Annotated in this window: 19 protein-coding genes and 1 rRNA gene; 9 read left to right on the top strand and 11 right to left on the bottom strand. The window is 53.6% G+C overall.

The genetic code is table 11. The features are described from left to right. The first annotated feature begins 44 nt into the window (after positions 1-44). On the top strand, positions 45-329 hold the full coding sequence (gene xis / locus ACOTY5_RS15710) for an excisionase Xis (RefSeq protein ID WP_022651668.1): 285 nt from the start codon (positions 45-47) through the stop codon (positions 327-329). Here the strand turns inward: xis and ACOTY5_RS15705 are convergent. From ACOTY5_RS15705 to rpoE, 5 genes are all read right to left on the bottom strand, one after another. Further along, positions 307-1,536 (bottom strand): tyrosine-type recombinase/integrase, encoded by a 1,230-nt coding sequence (locus ACOTY5_RS15705; protein WP_045142470.1) that lies wholly within the window; start codon positions 1,534-1,536, stop codon positions 307-309. The two genes, xis and ACOTY5_RS15705, sit on opposite strands and share 23 nt — an antisense overlap. 431 nt (positions 1,537-1,967) lie before the next feature. Then, complete coding sequence (gene rseC / locus ACOTY5_RS15700; protein ID WP_006811609.1) at positions 1,968-2,444, bottom strand: SoxR-reducing system protein RseC; 477 nt, start codon at positions 2,442-2,444, stop codon at positions 1,968-1,970. After that, the gene (gene rseB, locus ACOTY5_RS15695; RefSeq protein WP_003860717.1) at positions 2,441-3,394 is read right to left on the bottom strand and encodes a sigma-E factor regulatory protein RseB; all 954 of its coding nucleotides are present in this window, start codon (positions 3,392-3,394) and stop codon (positions 2,441-2,443) included. Before rseB ends, rseC begins: the two co-directional genes overlap by 4 nt. Next, positions 3,394-4,044 carry an anti-sigma-E factor RseA gene (rseA, locus tag ACOTY5_RS15690; protein ID WP_015572138.1) on the bottom strand — a complete coding sequence of 217 codons (651 nt, stop codon included), beginning with the start codon at positions 4,042-4,044 and terminating at the stop codon, positions 3,394-3,396. Before rseA ends, rseB begins: the two co-directional genes overlap by 1 nt. A gap of 31 nt (positions 4,045-4,075) precedes the next feature. Beyond that, entirely contained in the window at positions 4,076-4,651 is a 576-nt protein-coding gene (gene rpoE, locus ACOTY5_RS15685; protein ID WP_006176728.1) for an RNA polymerase sigma factor RpoE, read from the bottom strand. A gap of 425 nt (positions 4,652-5,076) precedes the next feature. On the opposite strand from rpoE, the gene nadB reads away from it, so the two are divergent. Continuing rightward, a complete protein-coding gene (gene nadB, locus ACOTY5_RS15680; RefSeq protein ID WP_017692868.1) occupies positions 5,077-6,696 on the top strand; it encodes an L-aspartate oxidase in 1,620 nt (539 codons plus the stop codon). Here the strand turns inward: nadB and trmN are convergent. Continuing rightward, on the bottom strand, positions 6,681-7,418 hold the full coding sequence (trmN, locus tag ACOTY5_RS15675) for a tRNA(1)(Val) (adenine(37)-N(6))-methyltransferase TrmN (RefSeq protein WP_032649123.1): 738 nt from the start codon (positions 7,416-7,418) through the stop codon (positions 6,681-6,683). The two genes, nadB and trmN, sit on opposite strands and share 16 nt — an antisense overlap. A 132-nt stretch (positions 7,419-7,550) precedes the next feature. Here trmN and srmB point away from each other — a divergent pair, with 132 nt between their 5' ends. Beyond that, entirely contained in the window at positions 7,551-8,879 is a 1,329-nt protein-coding gene (gene srmB, locus ACOTY5_RS15670; protein WP_017383554.1) for an ATP-dependent RNA helicase SrmB, read from the top strand. A gap of 53 nt (positions 8,880-8,932) precedes the next feature. Here srmB and grcA read toward each other — a convergent pair whose 3' ends face one another. Further along, positions 8,933-9,316 (bottom strand): autonomous glycyl radical cofactor GrcA, encoded by a 384-nt coding sequence (gene grcA, locus ACOTY5_RS15665; RefSeq protein WP_003860727.1) that lies wholly within the window; start codon positions 9,314-9,316, stop codon positions 8,933-8,935. Positions 9,317-9,631: 315 nt separating this feature from the next. Between grcA and ung the strand changes: the two genes are divergently transcribed. Next, positions 9,632-10,321, top strand: coding sequence for a uracil-DNA glycosylase (ung, locus tag ACOTY5_RS15660; RefSeq protein ID WP_032654620.1), 690 nt, complete (start codon positions 9,632-9,634; stop codon positions 10,319-10,321). Positions 10,322-10,360: 39 nt separating this feature from the next. Here ung and ACOTY5_RS15655 read toward each other — a convergent pair whose 3' ends face one another. Continuing rightward, positions 10,361-11,446 carry a tRNA/rRNA methyltransferase gene (locus tag ACOTY5_RS15655; RefSeq protein WP_017383555.1) on the bottom strand — a complete coding sequence of 362 codons (1,086 nt, stop codon included), beginning with the start codon at positions 11,444-11,446 and terminating at the stop codon, positions 10,361-10,363. A gap of 204 nt (positions 11,447-11,650) precedes the next feature. Between ACOTY5_RS15655 and trxC the strand changes: the two genes are divergently transcribed. The 5 genes from trxC to ACOTY5_RS15630 all read left to right on the top strand — a co-directional run bounded on the left by trxC (position 11,651) and on the right by ACOTY5_RS15630 (position 17,372). After that, entirely contained in the window at positions 11,651-12,070 is a 420-nt protein-coding gene (trxC, locus tag ACOTY5_RS15650) for a thioredoxin TrxC (RefSeq protein ID WP_032649129.1), read from the top strand. A gap of 70 nt (positions 12,071-12,140) precedes the next feature. Then, entirely contained in the window at positions 12,141-12,839 is a 699-nt protein-coding gene (tapT, locus tag ACOTY5_RS15645; protein ID WP_015572132.1) for a tRNA-uridine aminocarboxypropyltransferase, read from the top strand. Between the two features lie 35 nt (positions 12,840-12,874). After that, on the top strand, positions 12,875-15,538 hold the full coding sequence (locus ACOTY5_RS15640; RefSeq protein WP_045142468.1) for a bifunctional acetate--CoA ligase family protein/GNAT family N-acetyltransferase: 2,664 nt from the start codon (positions 12,875-12,877) through the stop codon (positions 15,536-15,538). 109 nt (positions 15,539-15,647) lie between these two features. After that, the gene (gene pssA / locus ACOTY5_RS15635) at positions 15,648-17,003 is read left to right on the top strand and encodes a CDP-diacylglycerol--serine O-phosphatidyltransferase (protein WP_023304259.1); all 1,356 of its coding nucleotides are present in this window, start codon (positions 15,648-15,650) and stop codon (positions 17,001-17,003) included. A gap of 45 nt (positions 17,004-17,048) precedes the next feature. Then, positions 17,049-17,372: a YfiM family lipoprotein gene (locus tag ACOTY5_RS15630; RefSeq protein WP_003860739.1), complete on the top strand. Its 324-nt coding sequence runs from the start codon at positions 17,049-17,051 to the stop codon at positions 17,370-17,372. Here ACOTY5_RS15630 and ACOTY5_RS15625 read toward each other — a convergent pair. The 3 genes from ACOTY5_RS15625 to rrf all read right to left on the bottom strand — a co-directional run. Beyond that, the gene (locus ACOTY5_RS15625; RefSeq protein ID WP_045142467.1) at positions 17,369-18,676 is read right to left on the bottom strand and encodes an MFS family transporter; all 1,308 of its coding nucleotides are present in this window, start codon (positions 18,674-18,676) and stop codon (positions 17,369-17,371) included. The genes ACOTY5_RS15630 and ACOTY5_RS15625 overlap by 4 nt on opposite strands. A 151-nt stretch (positions 18,677-18,827) precedes the next feature. Further along, positions 18,828-19,280: a DUF4385 domain-containing protein gene (locus ACOTY5_RS15620; protein WP_045142466.1), complete on the bottom strand. Its 453-nt coding sequence runs from the start codon at positions 19,278-19,280 to the stop codon at positions 18,828-18,830. 128 nt (positions 19,281-19,408) lie between these two features. Continuing rightward, positions 19,409-19,509: ribosomal RNA gene (gene rrf / locus ACOTY5_RS15615) — 5S ribosomal RNA — on the bottom strand; the annotation flags it as partial.

The raw sequence follows: 19,509 nt of genomic DNA, 5'->3' as shown, positions 1-19,509 counted from the left end.
AAGAATTATCAAACGGCCCCGGTTGGGGCCCTTGGAGAACGAAGATGAGCAAAGCAACGAATAAATTTGAGCTGATGAGCACTAAAGACATCTGCGGGCAGCTGTGTATTTCCTCACGTACGCTCGAACGCTACAGGAAAAGAGCCCCAAACGAGAACCCTTTCCCTGAGCCAGATTGCGCTTACATGGGTGGACCCAATAAATGGCTCAGAACCAAAGTCACCGCCTGGCAGATTAAAGAGATGTCACGATCAACCCGTAAGCCGATGTCTCACCTGAACCTAACCCGTGATGATAAAGGCCGTCTCACCCGACCTGACGCGGCGTGAACTCCAGAATGTCGGGCTCGACGATGCTCATAAGTCGGGCCCACCACTTACCATATGCCACTCTCATTTCCTCAACATAGGTGTGCTTGTCGTACACTGACCACACACCAGGCAGTTTGTGGCCAAGCATTATTTCGGCGATATGCGGCTCGGTTAGCTCTGAGAAATTCGTTCGCGCAGTCCTGCGCAGATCATGAATAGTAAAGTGTGGGACCTGCTCGTTATAGGCCTTGAGCATGAACTTAACCAGGTTACTGCTGATGCTCATATGGAAGCCTTCACTCATCGGCTTGTCTTCATATTTTGAAAAAACAAAGCGTCCTGGCGCCAGCTCAATGGCCCGTTTTATCAGCGGGAGCATTTCCGGGATGATAGGTCGAATTATCGGTTTCTTTGTCTTCCGCCCTGTCTTGTGGTTTTCCCATGGAACAGTCCAGATCCCTTCTTCAAAATCAAAGTGTGCGACTTCAGCCTGCCGGAGTTCGCCAACCCTGCACGCCCATATCAGAGACAATTTATAGAGGATCTTGTTTCGCTCAATGAGGCGGGAATCCTCAATGGCTCGCCAGACAATCGCCAGTTCTTTACGGTCCAGGGTTCGCTCACCCATTTGTTTCTGGATGCCGAAATCACGCCCAGACATTTCTGACAGCGGGTTAACTTCCAGCAGTTGCCGTTTCACTGCCCAGGAATAACACTGTCGGCCGTTGCTGATCACGCGCCGGGTGATCTCGCTGTAACCCTGGGCCAATCTGTCCAGGACAGTGAGCCAGTTGTGTAGCGTGAGCTGATGCGCAGGGTATTTCCCGAGCTTGGGGAAAACGTGCAGTTCAAACGAGCGGAGGACCTGCCCGGCTGATTCTTTCTGAATGCAGACTATTGAGTGCCATTCACGGAACAGCTCTTCGAAGGTGTACTGGCTGTTAATCTTGGCTTTATCGAGGCTTTGCCTGATCCGAGGGTTTTCGCCACGGGCAAGAATAGCTGCCCACTTTGCGACTTCATCGCGCGCGGCTTTTAATCCGAACTCCGGATAGCTGCCGATCGTCATCTTGTCCTGTTTGCCCAGGAAGCGGAATCGGTAGAAAAAAGTAACGGCCCCCTTTTTGGAGATGCGTACCCACAGACCATCACGGTCTGCCTTTTCTTCAACTTTGTCTCGTTCGCGCCCAAGGCACGACTTTAGATAACTATCTGAAATAGCCATGATTTGTCCCTGCGTGTGTCCATCAGAACGGGAGGTTATGTGTCCATCATAGAATATGGACGCACTGGTGGACACAAAAACCATGACTTATGATGTCGTAGGTTGACTGTACATGCAAACAGTATAATTTTTGGAAAGGCTGATTTGATGGGGATCTTGAGGCGTTTTTGTCGGAGGTTTGCGGAGGCTGGCGGGGTATCAATTATCGATGTGAGCAATGATCGAAAAGTTACGTATGTTCTTCATATAGTTAAATAATTATGCCTTACGAATTCCTGGAGGCCGCTGTTCTTAGCCTGACGTTTTTCAGTGCGAAAACGCAGCATTCTACACTACATCCTCGTCAGCTGGAAATGCACTTAGAGCCAGGTATAGCGCGAAGAGACGGCGTTTTCTTTATTGCGATGTAAATAATAATAAAGCCCGGCAGATTACCGGGCCTCAGAAGAGAGCGTCTCAACACGAAGTTGGTCGGGTGCCAGTGCAACGCTGAGGATAACGGGCTGCCACGCTTCCCGGGCGGCAAGCCTTGGGGAAACGCCTTTAGCAAGCCAGAACCCGCCCACGCCGCCCAAAGCGGCACCGCACATGGCGGCCAAATCTGTGCCGAACAGCATCTGGAAAACCCCGCCCATCACGAACAGACCTGCCAGCGGAGAAAGGTAAACCAGCATGGCGGAAGTGAGCAGGCTACCTTCAGCGATGCCCAGCTCCACTTTTTGCCCTGCCACCAGCGGCTGATCGCTCGGCACAGCAATAGTGTGCGACGTTTGCGGCCCCAGCTTATTCAACACGCGGCTGCCGCAACCGGCTCGCGAAGCGCAGCTGCTGCATGATGCTTTAACGTCACAGCTGACAAGCGCTACGCCATCCTGCCAGGATACGACCGTGGCCCACTCTTTAATCATTGCGCAGCCCTGAATTTAATGCTGTCTGAAATACGTTTTGCCGTTGGCGGCGGTAATTCACCGACAATGGTAATTTCCGCATTATCGCGCACCGTCGTGCTGACCGTCCGGCGACCGGTACGGAGCATCTGTTCGGAACTGTTCGCCGTAGCGCGATTGATATTCACCGAGAAGCTAAACAGCCCATCGGAATAGAGTCGCGACTCAACCGGTGTTTCGATGGTTGGGAGCTGGCGACGGCTGCTGGAAACTTCGCTGAACCCTTGCGGGATCCAGGATGGTACCCAGTTAAAATTGACAGAATCGCCGGCAGGCACGGAAAGCAAAGGCGGCAGGCTGGCTTTGGCCAGATTCTGCATGCTGTTGCCAACCTGACTGTTCACATCGAAGGAGATCACGCGGAACTGCTCCAGCGTCTCACCGTCGCGATCGAGCAGATCAACGCGCATCGGAAGCTTCGTCTCTGCGTCAATCCAGACGATATAGCTGTAACGTGTCCCATCCCGCGCGACAACGCGGATCACTTCGCACAGCCTGTCGGCAATACGCGTTCGCCCCACCGAGATAAAATCATAGTAGGGGGCGAGACGTTTAAAATCGGTGTAAATGAGCGACGGCAGGGAGTCAACGATGTAGTCACCATTGAGCGTAAACGGCTCAAGGCCAGGCTCGAAATAGCTGATTTCGTTCCCACGCTGGACCACTTCCCGACGCGGGCCATCCATCTGTAAAAGCTGGGCGAGCGGCTGGTTATCAAGGCGGGCGTGGCGATAGCGTAACGATTCGACACCCTGCTTATTGATGCTGATAAATGCCAACTCGTAATTGAGTGACTGGCTGGCCAGGTTCATTTGCTGCAACAACGCCCCGGATGAAACATCAGCCGAGGCGTTAGCAGAGAAGAACAGGCTACCCGCCATCAAAGACATGGCGAACCAAAGTTGCTTCATTACTGCGATTGCGTTCCTAAAGTTTGGTTTCCTGGCACCTGCACAGCAGCCTGCTGGGTTTGGGCCTGCTCAAACTGAAGCTGCTCGGAGTGCAGACGGCGCTGCAACTCGTAATCCTGCAACATCGCATTAATGCGACGGCGCTGCTCCTGTACCTGCTGTTGCTGTCCGCCGCTTGCGGAGGCATCTGCCGGTACGCCCAGGCTAACCGGGCTGGCTTTACCCATCATCGGCAGCGTATTGAACACTGGCGCTTCAGGCTGCTGATTGGCTTCAGACTGAGTATTATAGTGCTGGACCCCAACGATAACTGCAAGCGATACGCACGCAGCGACCCCCATTTGGGTGAGCTGGCTGGCCCATGGACGCACCTTGTGCCAGAACGGCATTTTCTGCCATTGGTGAGGTGCAGGCTGCGCTTCAGGAATCAGCGGCGTGGTCTGATGAACAGGTTCGTTCTCAATGGCCGCCATAACGCGTGCTGAGATATCGAAATGGAGAACCTCGCTGGTATCACCGCGCAGAGAGTCGCGGATAAGATGATAGCTCTCCCAGGTCTGTTGCATTTCGGGAGAATGAGACAACTCATCGAGCAGCTCATTATCCAGCGTTTCACCATCCATTAAAGCGGAAAGTTTTTCTTTCTGCATGCCTAATACCTTTTCCAGTATCCCGCTATCGTCAACGCCTGATAAGCGGTTGAACTTTATTATCAATGGCTTCTCGCGCACGGAAAATTCGTGAACGAACCGTGCCGACCGGACAATCCATGATGGCGGCTATCTCTTCATAGCTTAGGCCATCCAGCTCCCGTAACGTAATTGCCATGCGTAAATCTTCCGGGAGCGACTCGATCGTGCGAAAAACGATTTGTCTCAGTTCTTCTGACAACATTAAGTTCTCAGGGTTCGAAATTTCTTTCAGCGCGCCGCCACTTTCGAAGTTTTCTGCGTCGATAGCGTCAACGTCACTTGAAGGCGGACGACGGCCCTGAGCAACCAAATAATTCTTAGCCGTATTGACTGCAATACGATACAGCCAGGTATAAAAAGCACTATCCCCCCGGAATGAATCCAGCGCGCGATAGGCCTTAATAAAAGACTCTTGCACCACATCAGGAACATCGCCTGACGGTACATAGCGGGAAACCAGACTCGCTACCTTATGCTGGTAGCGCACCACCAGTAGGTTAAAAGCTTTCTGATCTCCCTTCTGGACCCGTTCAACCAGGACCTGGTCCGTTAACTGCTCGCTCATCCGAGGTAATGTCTCCCCAAACCAAATTCCACGCGTTATCGAAACGCCACTCTAACAACATTGCACTTTGAGCAAGCACCGAATTAGAGTGTCTGTTCTTCAATAAGTTCCGTAACGCCTTTGTTTTTGTTCATCGCGCCGCAGACCGTTCATTTTCTCTCATTATAAGTCTGTTCACGATACGCACCCGCTTTCTGACAAGAATCATCAACTTTATCGTCAGAAGAGTAACGCAACACAGGCTTTATTTCACCACAAAATCTGAAGCTAACGATCTGCTTCGCAAAATATTTCCGGCCATTTAGCACAGATTTAACTTCCGGCCTTTCGTTTAGTCATTGCAACACACATCAAAAAAAACGTGCGATATCTCGCATCGCAATGCTATTCTCCCCACACCATGTTTAGTAAATTAAACAAACATCATGAACACGACGCCTGAACTTCATTGTGATGTACTGATCATCGGCAGCGGTGCTGCCGGCCTCTCCCTCGCACTGCGCCTGGCGGAACATCAGAACGTAATCGTGCTGAGTAAAGGGCCGATGAGCGAAGGTTCCACCTTCTATGCACAAGGCGGTATTGCCGCCGTGTTTGATGAAACGGATAGTATAGCCTCGCACGTAGAAGACACCCTGATTGCCGGCGCCGGGATCGTGGATGAGCATGCGGCAGAGTTTGTCGCCAGCAATGCCCGCCACTGCGTGCAATGGCTTATCGATCAGGGCGTGCTGTTTGATACGCATGTTCAGCCTAATGGTGAAGAGAGCTATCACCTGACCCGTGAAGGCGGGCACAGCCACCGCCGTATTCTGCACGCTGCTGATGCAACCGGAAAAGCGGTTGAAACCACGCTGGTCAGCAAAGCCCTCAGCCATCCTAATATTCGGGTGCTGGAGCGCAGCAATGCCGTCGACCTGATTATTTCCGATAAGATTGGCCTGCCCGGCACGCGCCGTGTTGTCGGCGCATGGGTGTGGAATCGGAATAAAGAGAAGGTGGAAACCTGCCAGGCAAAAGCCGTTGTGCTGGCGACTGGCGGCGCCTCCAAGGTTTACCAGTACACGACTAACCCGGATATCGCCTCCGGAGACGGTATCGCCATGGCCTGGCGCGCAGGCTGCCGCGTGGCGAATATGGAGTTTAATCAGTTCCATCCTACCGCCCTTTTCCACCCGCAGGCACGTAACTTCCTGTTAACTGAAGCGTTGCGCGGCGAAGGCGCGTATCTGAAGCGTCCGGACGGTTCCCGGTTTATGCCGGACTTCGACCCCCGAGGTGAACTTGCCCCGCGGGATATCGTGGCCCGCGCCATTGACCACGAGATGAAGCGGCTTGGCGTCGACTGTATGTATCTGGACATTAGCCATAAACCGGAAGACTTTATTCGCCAGCACTTCCCGATGATTTATGAAAAGCTGCTGAGTCTGGGTATTGATTTAACCCGCGATCCGGTGCCGATTGTACCTGCCGCACACTATACCTGTGGCGGGGTGATGGTTGACGATCATGGTCGTACCGACGTGGATGGTTTGTATGCGATCGGCGAGGTCAGCTACACCGGCCTGCATGGTGCGAATCGCATGGCCTCAAACTCGCTGCTGGAGTGTCTGGTGTATGGGTGGTCGGCTGCGGAAGATATTACCAAACGCATGCCCTATGCACGTCCGACAACACACTTGCCGGCATGGGATGAAAGTCGGGTAGAAAACCCGGACGAACTGGTGGTTATCCAGCATAACTGGCACGAGCTGCGGCTTTTCATGTGGGATTATGTCGGGATTGTACGCACAACGAAGCGTCTGGAACGCGCGTTACGCCGCATCATGATGTTGCAGCAGGAAATTGATGAATATTACGCCAACTTCCGCGTTTCTAATAATCTGCTGGAGCTGCGCAACCTTGTGCAGGTTGCCGAGCTGATTGTGCGCTGTGCGATGATGCGCAAAGAGAGCCGTGGCCTGCATTATACGCTGGACTATCCCGAACCGCTTGAAATGTCCGGCCCGTCGGTGTTGACGCCGCAGGTTCACATAAACAGATAAAAGGCCTGGGTCAGGGCAGTGTAATCTTCGGAATAACGCTGGTCTGGCCCACGAATGACCATCCTGTCGATAAAGCATTCCCCCTCTTTCGGCGAGAGCGCCAGCAACACGCGGTGCGGTAAGCGTCCTTCCGTATCCGAAATATCGGTACGAAGACGCAGATTCCAGCCGATCCCCCGTGCGATCTCAATGAAGGTATTACCCGTGCTTTCAGGCAAGACCACGCAGAAAAATCCCTCTTCCGAGATGAGCTCCGCCGCACTGGTCAGTAGCGCCTTGTGATCGAGCGAGCCGGTGTAACGTGCCTGCTCGCGTTCTGGCGTTCCACATTCCACGCCTGGCGTGAAATACGGCGGATTGCTGACAATCAAATCGTAACGCGCGGTTTGCTCCGGCGCCCAGGTCAGGACATCGGCGCATTCTACCCTGATGCGATCTGCCCACGGAGAGTCGGCAGCGTTTTCACTTGCCTGCCGGGACGCCTGAGGGTCAAGCTCAACGGCGTCGATCGTGACGTGTTCTTCCGTTCGCTGCGCCAGCATCAGCGCCTGAAGTCCGCTGCCCGTACCAATATCCAGAATGCGTTTTACACCTGCGACAGGCGCCCATGCACCCAGTAAAATACCGTCTGTACCGACTTTCATCGCACAACGATCGTGCGCCACAAAAAACTGTTTAAACGTAAAACCATCGCGGCGCAACTGCGCTTTGAGTTGAGACATGTCAGGGCAACCTTCTGAGTGAAACTGGAGTAGCATAGGGGAAAGCGAAGTGGTCGAAAAGCGATATCCATACAAACAGATGAAGATTACAGCCGTAACGTCTATAATCAGCGCCCCACACAGAGGTAGAACATGACTGTAACGACTTTTTCCGAACTTGAACTCGATGAAAGCCTGCTCAATGCCCTTGAGAGCAAAGGCTTTACACGCCCGACCGCCATTCAGGCCGCGGCCATTCCGCCTGCGCTTGAGGGCCGCGATGTGCTCGGTTCTGCGCCAACCGGCACGGGGAAGACAGCAGCCTACTTGCTGCCTGTGTTGCAGCATTTGCTCGACTTTCCGCGTAAAAAATCAGGCCCGCCGCGCATTTTGATCCTGACCCCGACCCGTGAACTGGCGATGCAGGTTGCCGAACACGCGCGTGAGCTGGCGGCGAACACCCATCTGGATATCGCGACCATCACCGGCGGCGTAGCGTATATGAACCACGCCGAAGTGTTCAGCGAAAACCAGGATATCGTTGTCGCGACGACGGGCCGTCTGCTGCAATACATAAAAGAAGAGAACTTCGACTGCCGCGCGGTGGAAACGCTGATTCTCGATGAAGCTGACCGCATGCTGGACATGGGCTTTGCCCAGGATATCGAACACATCGCGGGTGAAACGCGCTGGCGTAATCAGACAATGCTGTTCTCGGCAACCCTTGAAGGGGATGCCATTAAAGATTTCGCCGAACGTCTGCTGGAAGATCCGGTGGAAGTGTCCGCTACGCCATCGACCCGTGAGCGTAAGAAGATCCACCAGTGGTACTACCGCGCAGATAACCTTGAGCATAAGGTTGAGTTGTTGAAACACCTGCTGAAGCAGGAAGAGGCAACCCGTACCATCGTCTTCGTACGCAAACGTGAGCGCGTGCATGAGCTGGCAGAAATGCTGCGCAACGCCGGCATTAACAACTGCTATCTCGAAGGTGAAATGGCGCAGGTTAAGCGAACCGAAGGGATTAAGCGCCTGACCGATGGCCGCGTGAATGTGCTGGTTGCCACCGATGTTGCCGCGCGTGGGATCGACATCCCGGACGTGAGCCACGTAATCAACTTTGATATGCCGCGCAGCGGTGATACTTACCTGCACCGTATTGGTCGTACCGGCCGTGCGGGCCGCAAAGGTATTGCTATCTCTCTGGTAGAAGCGCACGACCATCTGCTGCTACAGAAAATTGGCCGCTACGTTGAGGAGCCGCTGAAAGCTCGCGTGATTGACGGGCTTCGTCCGACCACACGTGCGCCGAGTGAAAAAATGACGGGTAAACCGTCCAAGAAAGCGCTCGCGAAACGTGCTGAGAGAAAAGAGAAAGAAAAAGAGAAGCCGCGCGTTAAACAGCGCCACCGCGATACCAAAAATATTGGTAAGCGCCGTAAGCCAAGTTCTGCTGCGCCAGAGACAAAAACTGAAGAGTAAAAAAAAGCCGGGACATTCCCGGCTTTTTTATTCCCCCCCCCGAAACTGAAACCTTACAGGCTTTCAGTAAAGGTACGCGCGATAACGTCGCGCTGCTGTTCCGGGGTCAGAGAGTTGAAACGCACCGCATAGCCAGACACACGGATGGTCAGCTGCGGGTATTTTTCCGGGTGCTCAACGGCATCCATCAGCGTTTCGCGACGCAGGACGTTAACGTTCAGGTGCTGACCACCTTCCACGCGTACTTCTGGCTGCACTTGCATTGGAATTTCACGGTATTCAATTTCGCCCAGTTTGCTCACCGGAACGATTTCGTCTTCCGCAAAACCTGCTTTCGCTACTACACAGCGCGCTTCGTTTTTCTCGCTGTCCAGCAGCCAGAAAGAGTTCAGCAGATCGTCATTTGCAGCTTTAGTAATCTGGATACCTGTAATCATGTGTTGCCTCCCTTAGGCTACATTAACTGATGCTGGCCTTTTGCGGCCAATTGGTAAAACCATTGTTTGTTGTGTGTATATATAACATTCAGACCCGGGTGATTTATTGATTTAAATCAACAAAACCACCAACCATACAAAGAGTGTGGTCTGTATTTTTTGTTTTAGATCAATTTTAAAAGTTTACCAATTCAACTTATCCAGCCTGGTTTTCAACATAAATTGAGTCACTTAGCTTGGTTTTCCGCGGGTAATTTTGCTCATTGGTGTTTAACAGGTAAGCTAGACACAGAATGAGATTCGCAGGAGAGCGAGATGACAACACCTTTAACCTGGCATGACGTGCTGGCAGAAGAGAAGCAGCAGCCCTATTTTATTAACACCCTCAGTACCGTTGCGGCTGAACGGCAGGCCGGCCAGACAATTTATCCGCCGCAGAAAGATGTGTTTAACGCCTTCCGCTACACCGAACTGAGTGATGTAAAGGTGGTTATCCTGGGGCAGGATCCGTACCACGGCCCCGGGCAGGCTCACGGACTGGCATTTTCCGTGCGTCCGGGCGTGGCCATCCCCCCTTCTCTGCTAAATATGTATAAAGAGCTGGAAGGAACGATTCCGGGTTTTACCCGCCCTAATCACGGTTATCTGGAAAGCTGGGCGCGCCAGGGCGTGCTGTTGCTGAATACCGTATTAACCGTCCGGGCGGGTCAGGCACACTCCCACGCCAGTCTGGGATGGGAAACCTTTACCGATAAGGTTATCAGCCTGATCAATGAGCATCGTGAAGGCGTCGTGTTTTTACTCTGGGGTTCGCATGCCCAAAAGAAAGGGGCGATTATCGATCGTCAGCGTCATTACGTGCTGAAGGCACCGCACCCGTCGCCGCTGTCTGCGCATCGCGGTTTCTTTGGCAGTAATCATTTTGTTCTGACGAATGAGTGGCTGGAAAAGCGTGGCGAAAAGCCGATTGACTGGATGCCTGTGTTACCCGCAGAGAGCGAGTAGGGTTTGAATGTGCCGGGTCAGGCCCGGCACATAAAAGGCTTATGCCTTGTTCTGACGCCACCATTCCGCCAGCAGCACGCCGGTCGCAACGGATACGTTCAGGCTTTCAACGTTGCCTGTGCCGTCGATAGAGACGCTCAGGTCAGCGCTGGAGAGTGCCGCATCAGACAGACCATCACGCTCCTGACCTAACACCAGCACCATTTTGCGCGGCAGCGTCGCTTTAAACAGCGGCGTAGCGGCACGGCTTGAGGTGGTGACAATGGTGTAGCCCGCTTTACGGAATTGCTCCAGGGCTTCCAGCACGCTGTCGCCGGTGATCGGCTGAACATGCTCTGCACCGCCTTCCGCAGTACGAATCGCCGCACCGGATTCCAGCAGCGCGGCATCCTGCAACAGAACGCCTTTCACGCCAAAGTGCGCGCAGCTACGCATCATAGCGCCCAGGTTATGCGGGTTACCCACATCTTCCAGCGCCAGCACGCAGTCATCGGCATCCGCCTGGCTGACCCACTGCTGCACGGTAGTGCCGTTACGTTTTTTGATCAGGAAGCAGACGCCGCCGTGGTGTTCAGTCCCGGACGCTTTTGTCAGCTCGGCATCGTCAACCACGTGATAGGCTTTACGGTTCGCCGCCATCCAGCGCAGCGCTTCTTTAAAGCGCGGGGTCACGCTCTGAATAAACCATGCACGAACAATACACTCCGGGCGGCTCTGGAACAGGGCCTGACAGGCGTTCTCACCGTAGACACGGGTCTCTTCCGCACGCTGACGACGCAGCACTTCCGGATCGATAAAGCTTTTTCCGCTGATACCGCCGTGATCGGCTTTTTCGGTCGCCTCTTCACCGGGCGCGCGAGAAACGGTACGCCATGGCGATCCACCGTCACGGACAACATCATCGCGTTTGCGATCGTCACGCTTACGGTCATCACGTTTGCGGTCATCGCCGCGGTTATTTCTGTCATCGCGGGCGGGGCGACGGCCACCGTCTGCACGAGAAGACGCCGGACGCCCGCCACCTTTTCCGGTACGCGGATTTTGGGTGCGTTTATCAGAGTCATCATCACTGCGGACATACATCACTTTGACCTTGCCGCTTTTGTTTTTCATTTCGTCGTTCATGCTTTTCTCCACCAGCGCTGCGCGAAGCGCGCAGATTACCCGATGTGCAAGCTCATAGCCATAATTTCGTACAAAAGCCTGTGACTATTGTTCCCATTGAATAAAACGCATTGTCGTTTCATACAAGCTCACTGATAATATGTAACATATCAGAAACATTATCGGCGTTCTGCCGTTGTTCCACGGCTCTATCAGAGGTTAGTTATGAATACCGTATGTGCCAACTGTCAGGCTGTAAACCGCATTCCGGACGATCGGATGGATGACGGTGCGAAATGCGGGCGTTGTGGCCACGAATTATTTGATGGCGATGTCATTAACGCGACGGGTGCTACGCTGGACAAACTCCTCAAGGACGATCTGCCTGTTGTGGTCGATTTCTGGGCACCGTGGTGCGGCCCCTGCCGTAACTTTGCGCCCATCTTCGAAGACGTGGCTGAAGAGCGCAGCGGGAAAATGCGTTTTGTCAAAGTGAATACCGAAGCGGAACGTGAACTCAGCGCCCGTTTTCGCATTCGCAGCATTCCAACCATTATGATTTTCAAAAATGGTGAAGTGATCGATATGCTCAATGGTGCAGTACCGAAAGCGCCTTTCGACAGCTGGTTAAACGAATCCCTGTAACATTCACGGGGCATACCTTGTGCCCCGTTCGCTCCTCTGCGAAAATGAGGTTTTTCCTGCCTTTTCGCCCATGACTGATAACGCTGTACTTCAATTACGCGCCGAGCGCCTTGCGCGCGCCACCCGCCCTTTTCTGGCCCGAGGCAATCGTATTCGCCGCTGCCAGCGCTGCCTTTTACCGCTGAAAGTGTGTCTGTGCGAAACGCTTGCACCGAGCGAGGCGAAAAGCCGCTTTTGTCTGGTCATGTTCGATACCGAACCGATGAAGCCCAGCAACACGGGGCGTTTGATCGCCGATATTCTGCCCAACACCGCAGCGTTTCAGTGGTCGCGCACTGAGCCACCTCAGGCTCTGCTCGACCTGGTGGCAAGCCCGGACTATCAGCCCATGGTCGTTTTCCCGGCATCATATGCAGGCGAACAACGTCAGGTGCTTACGGCGCCACCATCCGGTAAGCCGCCGCTGTTTATTATGCTCGACGGCACCTGGACCGAAGCGAGAAAGATGTTTCGCAAAAGCCCTTACCTTGATGCGCTGCCGGTGATTTCCGTCGATCTGTCGCGTGTTTCGGCCTATCGCTTGCGTGAAGCGCATGCCGACGGTCAATATTGCACCGCTGAAGTCGCTATTGCGCTACTGGATCTGGCGGGCGATACCCAGGCGGCCGGCGCGCTGGGCTCCCACTTCTCCTGCTTCCGCGAACGTTATCTTGCGGGAAAAACCGTTCATAAGGGTAGCGTCACAGCAACAGAGACAGAAAGCGTTTAAAATCATCAGGTCGCTTGCATTCACGGGAGGCCTGCATGAGCCAGAGAGGGTTAGAAGCGCTACTCCGTCCTAAATCCATTGCCGTTATTGGCGCCTCGATGAAACCGGACCGCGCAGGGTATCTGATGATGCGTAACCTGCTGGCTGGCGGGTTTAACGGCCCGGTCATGCCCGTTACGCCCGCTTATAAGGCGGTACAGGGGGTACTGGCGTGGCCGGATGTGCAGAGCCTGCCTTTCGTTCCCGACCTCGCCGTGCTCTGTACGCATGCGAAACGAAACCTCGAACTGCTTGAGTCGCTCGGTCAGAAAGGCTGTAAAACCTGCATTATTCTTTCCTCGCCTCCTGAACAGCAGCCCGAACTGCTGGCCTGCGCCAGCCGCTACCAGATGCGCATTCTTGGTCCAAACAGCCTCGGTCTGCTTGCGCCCTGGCAAGGGCTGAATGCCAGTTTTTCCCCGGTTCCTATCCGTAAAGGCAAACTGGCCTTTATTTCGCAGTCGGCTGCGGTATCCAATACCATCCTCGACTGGGCGCAGCAGCGTGAGATGGGATTTTCCTACTTCATCGCTTTGGGCGACAGCCTGGACATTGACGTCGATGAGCTGCTGGATTTCCTGGCGCGTGACAGCAAAACCAGCGCTATCCTGCTCTATCTTGAACACCTGAGTGACGCCCGTCGTTTTGTGTCGGCGTCGCGTAGCGCATCGCGAAATAAACCGATACTGGTCATCAAAAGCGGGCGCAGCCCCGCGGCTCAGCGCCTGCTACATTCCCGTTCCGGGATGGATCCCGCATGGGATGCAGCGATCCAGCGCGCCGGTTTACTGCGGGTACAGGATACACACGAGCTTTTTTCCGCCGTTGAAACGTTAAGCCACATGCGCCCCCTGCGCGGTGAAAAACTGATGATTGTCAGCAACGGTGCCGCTCCCGCCGCCCTGGCGCTGGACGAGCTCTGGCTACGCAACGGCAAGCTGTCCACGCTGGGTGAAGAGACGCTTCAGCGCCTGCGGGACGCGTTACCGGGAAGCGTTGTTCCCGATAATCCCCTCGATTTGCGCGATGATGCCAGCAGCGATCGTTACATTAAGGCGATCACGATTTTGCTCGATAGCCAGGACTTTGATGCACTGATGATTATCCATTCGCCCAGCGCGGTTGCGCCAGGCAGCGAAAGTGCGCGTGCGCTGATTGAGGCAGTCCGAAACCATCCCCGCGGCAAATACGTTACCCTGCTGACCAACTGGTGCGGCGAGTTCTCCTCCCAGGAGGCACGGCGTCTGTTTAGTGAAGCCGGGTTGCCAACCTACCGTACCCCGGAGGGCACCATTACCGCGTTTATGCATATGGTTGAATACCGCCGCAACCAGAAGCAGCTGCGTGAAACGCCTGCCCTGCCGGGCAATCTCACCGCAAATTCGGTGGATGTGCACAGGCTTTTGCAGCAGGCCATCGAAGAGGGCGCCACTTCTCTTGATACACATGAGGTACAACCCATTCTTGGCAGCTATGGGATGCAAACCCTGCCCACCTGGATTGCCGGCGACAGCGCTGAGGCGGTACATATCGCTGAGCAGATTGGTTATCCGGTCGCGCTGAAGCTGCGCTCTCCCGATATTCCGCACAAATCGGATGTGCAGGGCGTCATGCTGTATCTGCGCACCGCGACAGAAGTACAACAGGCCGCGGATGCCATTATCGATCGCGTAAAAATGACGTGGCCACAGGCCCGGATCCACGGCCTGCTGGTGCAGAGCATGGCCAACCGTGCAGGTGCGCAGGAGCTACGCGTGGTTGTCGAACACGATCCGGTTTTTGGTCCGCTCATTATGCTGGGTGAAGGCGGCGTTGAGTGGCGGCCAGAAGAACAGGCGGTTGTCGCGCTTCCTCCTCTAAACATGAACCTGGCGCGTTATTTGATTATTCAGGCCATCAAAAGCAAAAAAATCCGCGGGAGAAGCGCTCTGAGGCCGCTTGATATCGCTGGGTTAAGCCATTTTCTGGTGAAGGTCTCCAACCTCATTGTTGACTGTGCGGAGATCCAGCGCCTGGATATCCACCCCCTTCTTGCCTCCGGAAATGAATTTACCGCGCTGGACGTGACGCTGGATATTGCGCCCTTTATCGGTGATCGGGAAAGCCGTCTCGCCATTCGTCCTTATCCTCTTCATCTGGAAGAGTGGGTGGAGATGAAAAATGGGGAACGGGCGCTGTTTCGCCCTATCCTGCCGGAAGACGAGCCGCTGCTGCGGGCGTTCATCTCGCAGGTGACGAAGGAAGATTTGTACTATCGCTATTTCAGCGAAATCAATGAATTTACCCACGATGATTTAGCCAATATGACCCAGATCGACTACGATCGAGAAATGGCGATTGTGGCGGTCCGCCGTTCCGGAGCGGGAGAGGAGATCCTCGGCGTGACGCGTGCCATTTCCGACCCGGATAACGTGGATGCGGAGTTTGCCGTACTGGTGCGTTCCGATCTTAAGGGTTTGGGGTTGGGCAGACGGCTGCTCGAAAAACTCATTGGTTATACGCGCGATCACGGATTGTCACGCCTGAATGGCATTACTATGCCAAACAATCGGGGTATGGTGACCCTGGCGCGGAAGCTCGGTTTTGACGTTGATATCCAGCTGGATGAAGGCATTGTCTCTCTGTCCCTCAGCCTGATTTCGACGGATAAACAAGAGTAAGCTGCTGGAAATGTTACCCACTTTTCGCGGCACTGGGGTATCATTGTCCGCTTATGTTGTTTGCCTGGTACAGACAACCCTTCAATGAACAGAGAAGAAACGCACTGTGATGTTGTCAAAATTTAAGCGTAATAAACATCAACAACACCTTGCTCAACTACCGAAGATTTCTCAGTCAGTTGATGATGTAGAGTTCTTTTATGCTCCCGCTCATTTCCGGGAGACGCTTCTTGAAAAGATTGCCAGCGCTACGCGACGTATTTGTATTGTGGCGCTCTATCTTGAACAAGATGAAGGTGGGCGTGCGATCCTGAACGCGCTCTATGAAGCGAAACGTCAGCGTCCAGAACTGGATGTTCGCGTGCTGGTTGACTGGCACCGTGCTCAGCGCGGCCGTATTGGAGCGGCTGCCTCGAATACCAATGCTGACTGGTATTGCCACACGGCCCAGGAAAATCCGGGTATTGATATCCCGGTGTATGGCGTACCGGTGAATACCCGTGAAGCGCTTGGCGTTCTTCATTTTAAAGGATTTATCATTGATGACAGCGTCCTTTATAGCGGTGCCAGCCTGAATGATGTGTATCTCCATCAGCTCGATAAATACCGCTACGATCGCTACCATCTGATCCGCAATCCGCAGATGGCCGACATCATGTTCAACTGGGTTGATAAAAACCTGGTTCATGGCCGGGGTGTGCACCGTCTTGACGATCCTCATCGTCCGAAAAGCCCGGAAATCAAAAACGACGTTCGCTCCTTCCGCCAGGAACTGCGCGATGCGGTTTATCGTTTTCAGGGGGATGCCAGTAATGAAGAACTGTCCGTTACGCCTCTGGTAGGCCTGGGAAAATCCAGCCTGCTGAACAAGACCATCTTCCATTTGATGCCGTGCGCGGAGCATAAGCTCACCATCTGCACCCCGTACTTCAACCTTCCAGCCGTTCTGGTGCGTAATATCATTCAGCTGCTGCGTGATGGTAAAAAGGTGGAAATTATTGTCGGGGATAAAACGGCAAATGACTTTTTCATTCCGGAAGATCAACCTTTCAAGATCATCGGCGCACTGCCTTATCTCTATGAGATTAACCTGCGCCGCTTCCTGAGCCGTTTACAGTACTATGTGAACACGGACCAGCTGGTTGTGCGTCTCTGGAAAGATGAAGACAACAGCTATCACCTCAAAGGAATGTGGGTGGATGATGAGTGGATGCTGCTGACCGGTAATAATCTCAACCCACGCGCCTGGCGTCTGGATCTGGAAAACGCCATCCTTATTCACGATCCTCAGCATGCGTTAGCCGCGAAACGCGATCGTGAGCTGGAGCTTATACGCACGCATACTACAGTGGTTCGTCATTATCGCGATCTGCAAAGCATCGCTGATTATCCGGTGAAAGTTCGCAAGCTGATTCGCCGTCTACGTCGGATCCGTATCGACCGCCTCATCAGCCGCATTCTGTAATACACGAGCCCTGTCATCGACGGGGCTTTTTTATGGAGTCTGTTAATGCGTACGCCTTTCCTGATAATCCCTCTTTTCCTGACCGGTTGCAGCCATATGGCTAATGATAACTGGTCGGGTCAGGATAAAGCTCAACACTTTCTGGCGTCTGCAATGTTGTCCGCTGCGGGTAATGAATATGCGCTGCACCAGGGTTATAGCCGGGATCGAAGTGCCACAATGGGGCTGATGTTCTCCATCAGCCTGGGGGCATCAAAAGAACTTTGGGATAGCCGCCCCTCGGGAAGCGGCTGGAGCTGGAAAGATTTTGCCTGGGACGTAGCCGGGGCAACAACCGGCTACGCCGTCTGGCAGATGGCGCATTATTAAAGGCGGATACCTTCTCCTTTACGATGCAGCATCAGGGAGACAATAAACGCCAGCGCCCCCATGATGGTGACATACCAGAAAAAGGTCGATTCACTGCCCCATGACTTAAGGGATAGCGCGACATACTCTGCCGAACCGCCGAACAGGGCGTTAGCGACCGCATAAGAGAGGCCTACGCCCAGCGCCCTCACCTGTGCGGGAAACATTTCCGCTTTCAAAATGCCACTGATTGCCGTGTAAAAACTAATAATAATAAGTGCCACCATAATCAAAGCGAAAGCGGCATAGGGAGAGGTTGTATGCTGTAGCGCCGTCAAAAGCGGAACAGTCCCCAGGGTGAGCATGCCACCAAAGATCAGCATGGAGGTGCGGCGACCTATTTTGTCCGACAGCGCGCCAACAATCGGCTGGATGAGCATAAAGACCAGTAACGCCACCGTCATGACGACACTCGCAACGTTAGCATGCATGCCCGTGGTGTTGACCAGATATTTTTGCATATAGGTGGTGAAGGTATAGAAGCTTAGCGAGCCTGCGGCGGTAAAGCCTAATACCATCAAAAACGCTTTGCGGTTTCGCCACAGCCCTTTCATCGAACCGGCTTCTTTCAGCGCCCTGACCTCCTGCTGGGAGGTTTCATCAAGCTGACGGCGTAACCACAGCGCCACAACCGCCAGGGCAGCCCCCAGGGCAAACGGGATGCGCCAGCCCCAGGCGCGTAAATCTTCATCGCTAAGGATTTGTTGAAGGATCACCACAACCAGTAACGCCAGCAGCTGACCGCCAATGAGGGTTACATACTGGAATGATGCATAGAAACCTTTGCGCCCTTCAACAGCTACTTCGCTCATGTATGTCGCGCTGGTGCCGTATTCGCCACCCACTGACAGCCCCTGGAACAGGCGTGCCAGCAGCAACAACGCCGGTGCCCATGTTCCGATAGTGTCATATCCGGGCAGGCAGGCAATCACCAGCGAGCCGACGCACATCATGCATACGGAGATGAGCATGGATGTCTTGCGCCCTTTCCTGTCCGCGATCCTGCCGAACAGCCATCCGCCAATGGGACGCATCAGGAACCCGGCGGCAAAAACGCCTGCGGTTTGCAGAAGCTGCGTTGTGGTGTTCCCTGACGGGAAGAAGATATGTGCAAAGTAGAGTGAACAAAATGAATAGACGTAAAAATCAAACCACTCTACAAGGTTCCCCGATGAAGCTCCAACGATTGCCCAAACCCGACGGCGAGTATCCTTGCCTGCTAAACTTGTGTTATCCGTATCTGCACTGGCTACGGTTTCTGTCATTTTAAAATCCCCTGTCTCACATTGCGGGCCATTGCCCACAAACAGTAAAACCGGATTTAAAACGAATCGTTAGGTAAATAAAATGTTTCCAATATGTTTCATTGGATTTTGTGAACTCGATCAGGTATCGAATTATTAGCGGACGTAGTAATTATCCCCACGCTTGCTGGTGAGCCTTTTTTCGCTGCAAATAATCTTCATCAGCACGAATTTTATCCCACCACGTTTTGAACACCGCAGCGGCTTCTGCTTTTACTGGATCGTGATCGAGGGGTTTGACCTGGAGCTTCTCATCATACTTTTTACCGCCTTTATGATTGGCGTATCGCCGGGCACGGGTGTATCCCATCTGTATGAATTTACGCGCCATATCCATGCCGACAAAATCGTTTTTCCTGCGGTATTCTTCAAAAAGGGCGTAGATCTCTTCTGCCGAACGCGCTGCGACTTCAGCATTTTTATAACGCCAGTGCGGCAGGATTTCGCTTTTATAAGGCTCGACCATCAATACGCCCTGCTCACCCCGGCCAACCTGATACCGTTCGGGATGTTCGCGAAAATTAATATTGGCAAAATCTTGTTGATAATCAAAGGGACGAGTCAAAGCGGCACCATTGTTAAAATTGTTTTAACAATTGTAGGCCGGATAAGGGGAAGCCGCCATCCGGCATGTTTTCTACGTACAAAGCAAAAAACCCCGCACCTTACGGTACGGGGTTCTTCTTAATTGATGCCTGGCAGTTCCCTACTCTCACATGGGGAGACCCCACACTACCATCGGCGCTACGGCGTTTCACTTCTGAGTTCGGCATGGGGTCAGGTGGGACCACCGC

It is taken from the genome of Enterobacter cloacae complex sp. SHL018, from assembly GCF_049237905.1.
Taxonomy (GTDB): Bacteria; Pseudomonadota; Gammaproteobacteria; order Enterobacterales; family Enterobacteriaceae; genus Enterobacter; species Enterobacter hormaechei_C.
Note: the sequence above shows the minus strand (reverse complement) of the source record. Positions and strands in the feature narration are given on the sequence as shown.

What these genes read in the sequence shown, in the direction of transcription:
- nadB (WP_017692868.1), top strand. Translation starts at nt 5,077, where the DNA reads ATGAACACGACGCCTGAACTTCATTGTGATGTACTGATCATCGGCAGC.
- trmN (WP_032649123.1), bottom strand. Translation starts at nt 7,418, where the DNA reads ATGTCTCAACTCAAAGCGCAGTTGCGCCGCGATGGTTTTACGTTTAAA.
- rseB (WP_003860717.1), bottom strand. Translation starts at nt 3,394, where the DNA reads ATGAAGCAACTTTGGTTCGCCATGTCTTTGATGGCGGGTAGCCTGTTC.
- tapT (WP_015572132.1), top strand. Translation starts at nt 12,141, where the DNA reads ATGACTGATAACGCTGTACTTCAATTACGCGCCGAGCGCCTTGCGCGC.
- grcA (WP_003860727.1), bottom strand. Translation starts at nt 9,316, where the DNA reads ATGATTACAGGTATCCAGATTACTAAAGCTGCAAATGACGATCTGCTG.
- rseC (WP_006811609.1), bottom strand. Translation starts at nt 2,444, where the DNA reads ATGATTAAAGAGTGGGCCACGGTCGTATCCTGGCAGGATGGCGTAGCG.
- ACOTY5_RS15630 (WP_003860739.1), top strand. Translation starts at nt 17,049, where the DNA reads ATGCGTACGCCTTTCCTGATAATCCCTCTTTTCCTGACCGGTTGCAGC.
- pssA (WP_023304259.1), top strand. Translation starts at nt 15,648, where the DNA reads ATGTTGTCAAAATTTAAGCGTAATAAACATCAACAACACCTTGCTCAA.
- ung (WP_032654620.1), top strand. Translation starts at nt 9,632, where the DNA reads ATGACAACACCTTTAACCTGGCATGACGTGCTGGCAGAAGAGAAGCAG.
- srmB (WP_017383554.1), top strand. Translation starts at nt 7,551, where the DNA reads ATGACTGTAACGACTTTTTCCGAACTTGAACTCGATGAAAGCCTGCTC.
- trxC (WP_032649129.1), top strand. Translation starts at nt 11,651, where the DNA reads ATGAATACCGTATGTGCCAACTGTCAGGCTGTAAACCGCATTCCGGAC.
- xis (WP_022651668.1), top strand. Translation starts at nt 45, where the DNA reads ATGAGCAAAGCAACGAATAAATTTGAGCTGATGAGCACTAAAGACATC.
- rpoE (WP_006176728.1), bottom strand. Translation starts at nt 4,651, where the DNA reads ATGAGCGAGCAGTTAACGGACCAGGTCCTGGTTGAACGGGTCCAGAAG.
- ACOTY5_RS15625 (WP_045142467.1), bottom strand. Translation starts at nt 18,676, where the DNA reads ATGACAGAAACCGTAGCCAGTGCAGATACGGATAACACAAGTTTAGCA.
- rseA (WP_015572138.1), bottom strand. Translation starts at nt 4,044, where the DNA reads ATGCAGAAAGAAAAACTTTCCGCTTTAATGGATGGTGAAACGCTGGAT.
- ACOTY5_RS15655 (WP_017383555.1), bottom strand. Translation starts at nt 11,446, where the DNA reads ATGAACGACGAAATGAAAAACAAAAGCGGCAAGGTCAAAGTGATGTAT.
- ACOTY5_RS15705 (WP_045142470.1), bottom strand. Translation starts at nt 1,536, where the DNA reads ATGGCTATTTCAGATAGTTATCTAAAGTCGTGCCTTGGGCGCGAACGA.
- ACOTY5_RS15640 (WP_045142468.1), top strand. Translation starts at nt 12,875, where the DNA reads ATGAGCCAGAGAGGGTTAGAAGCGCTACTCCGTCCTAAATCCATTGCC.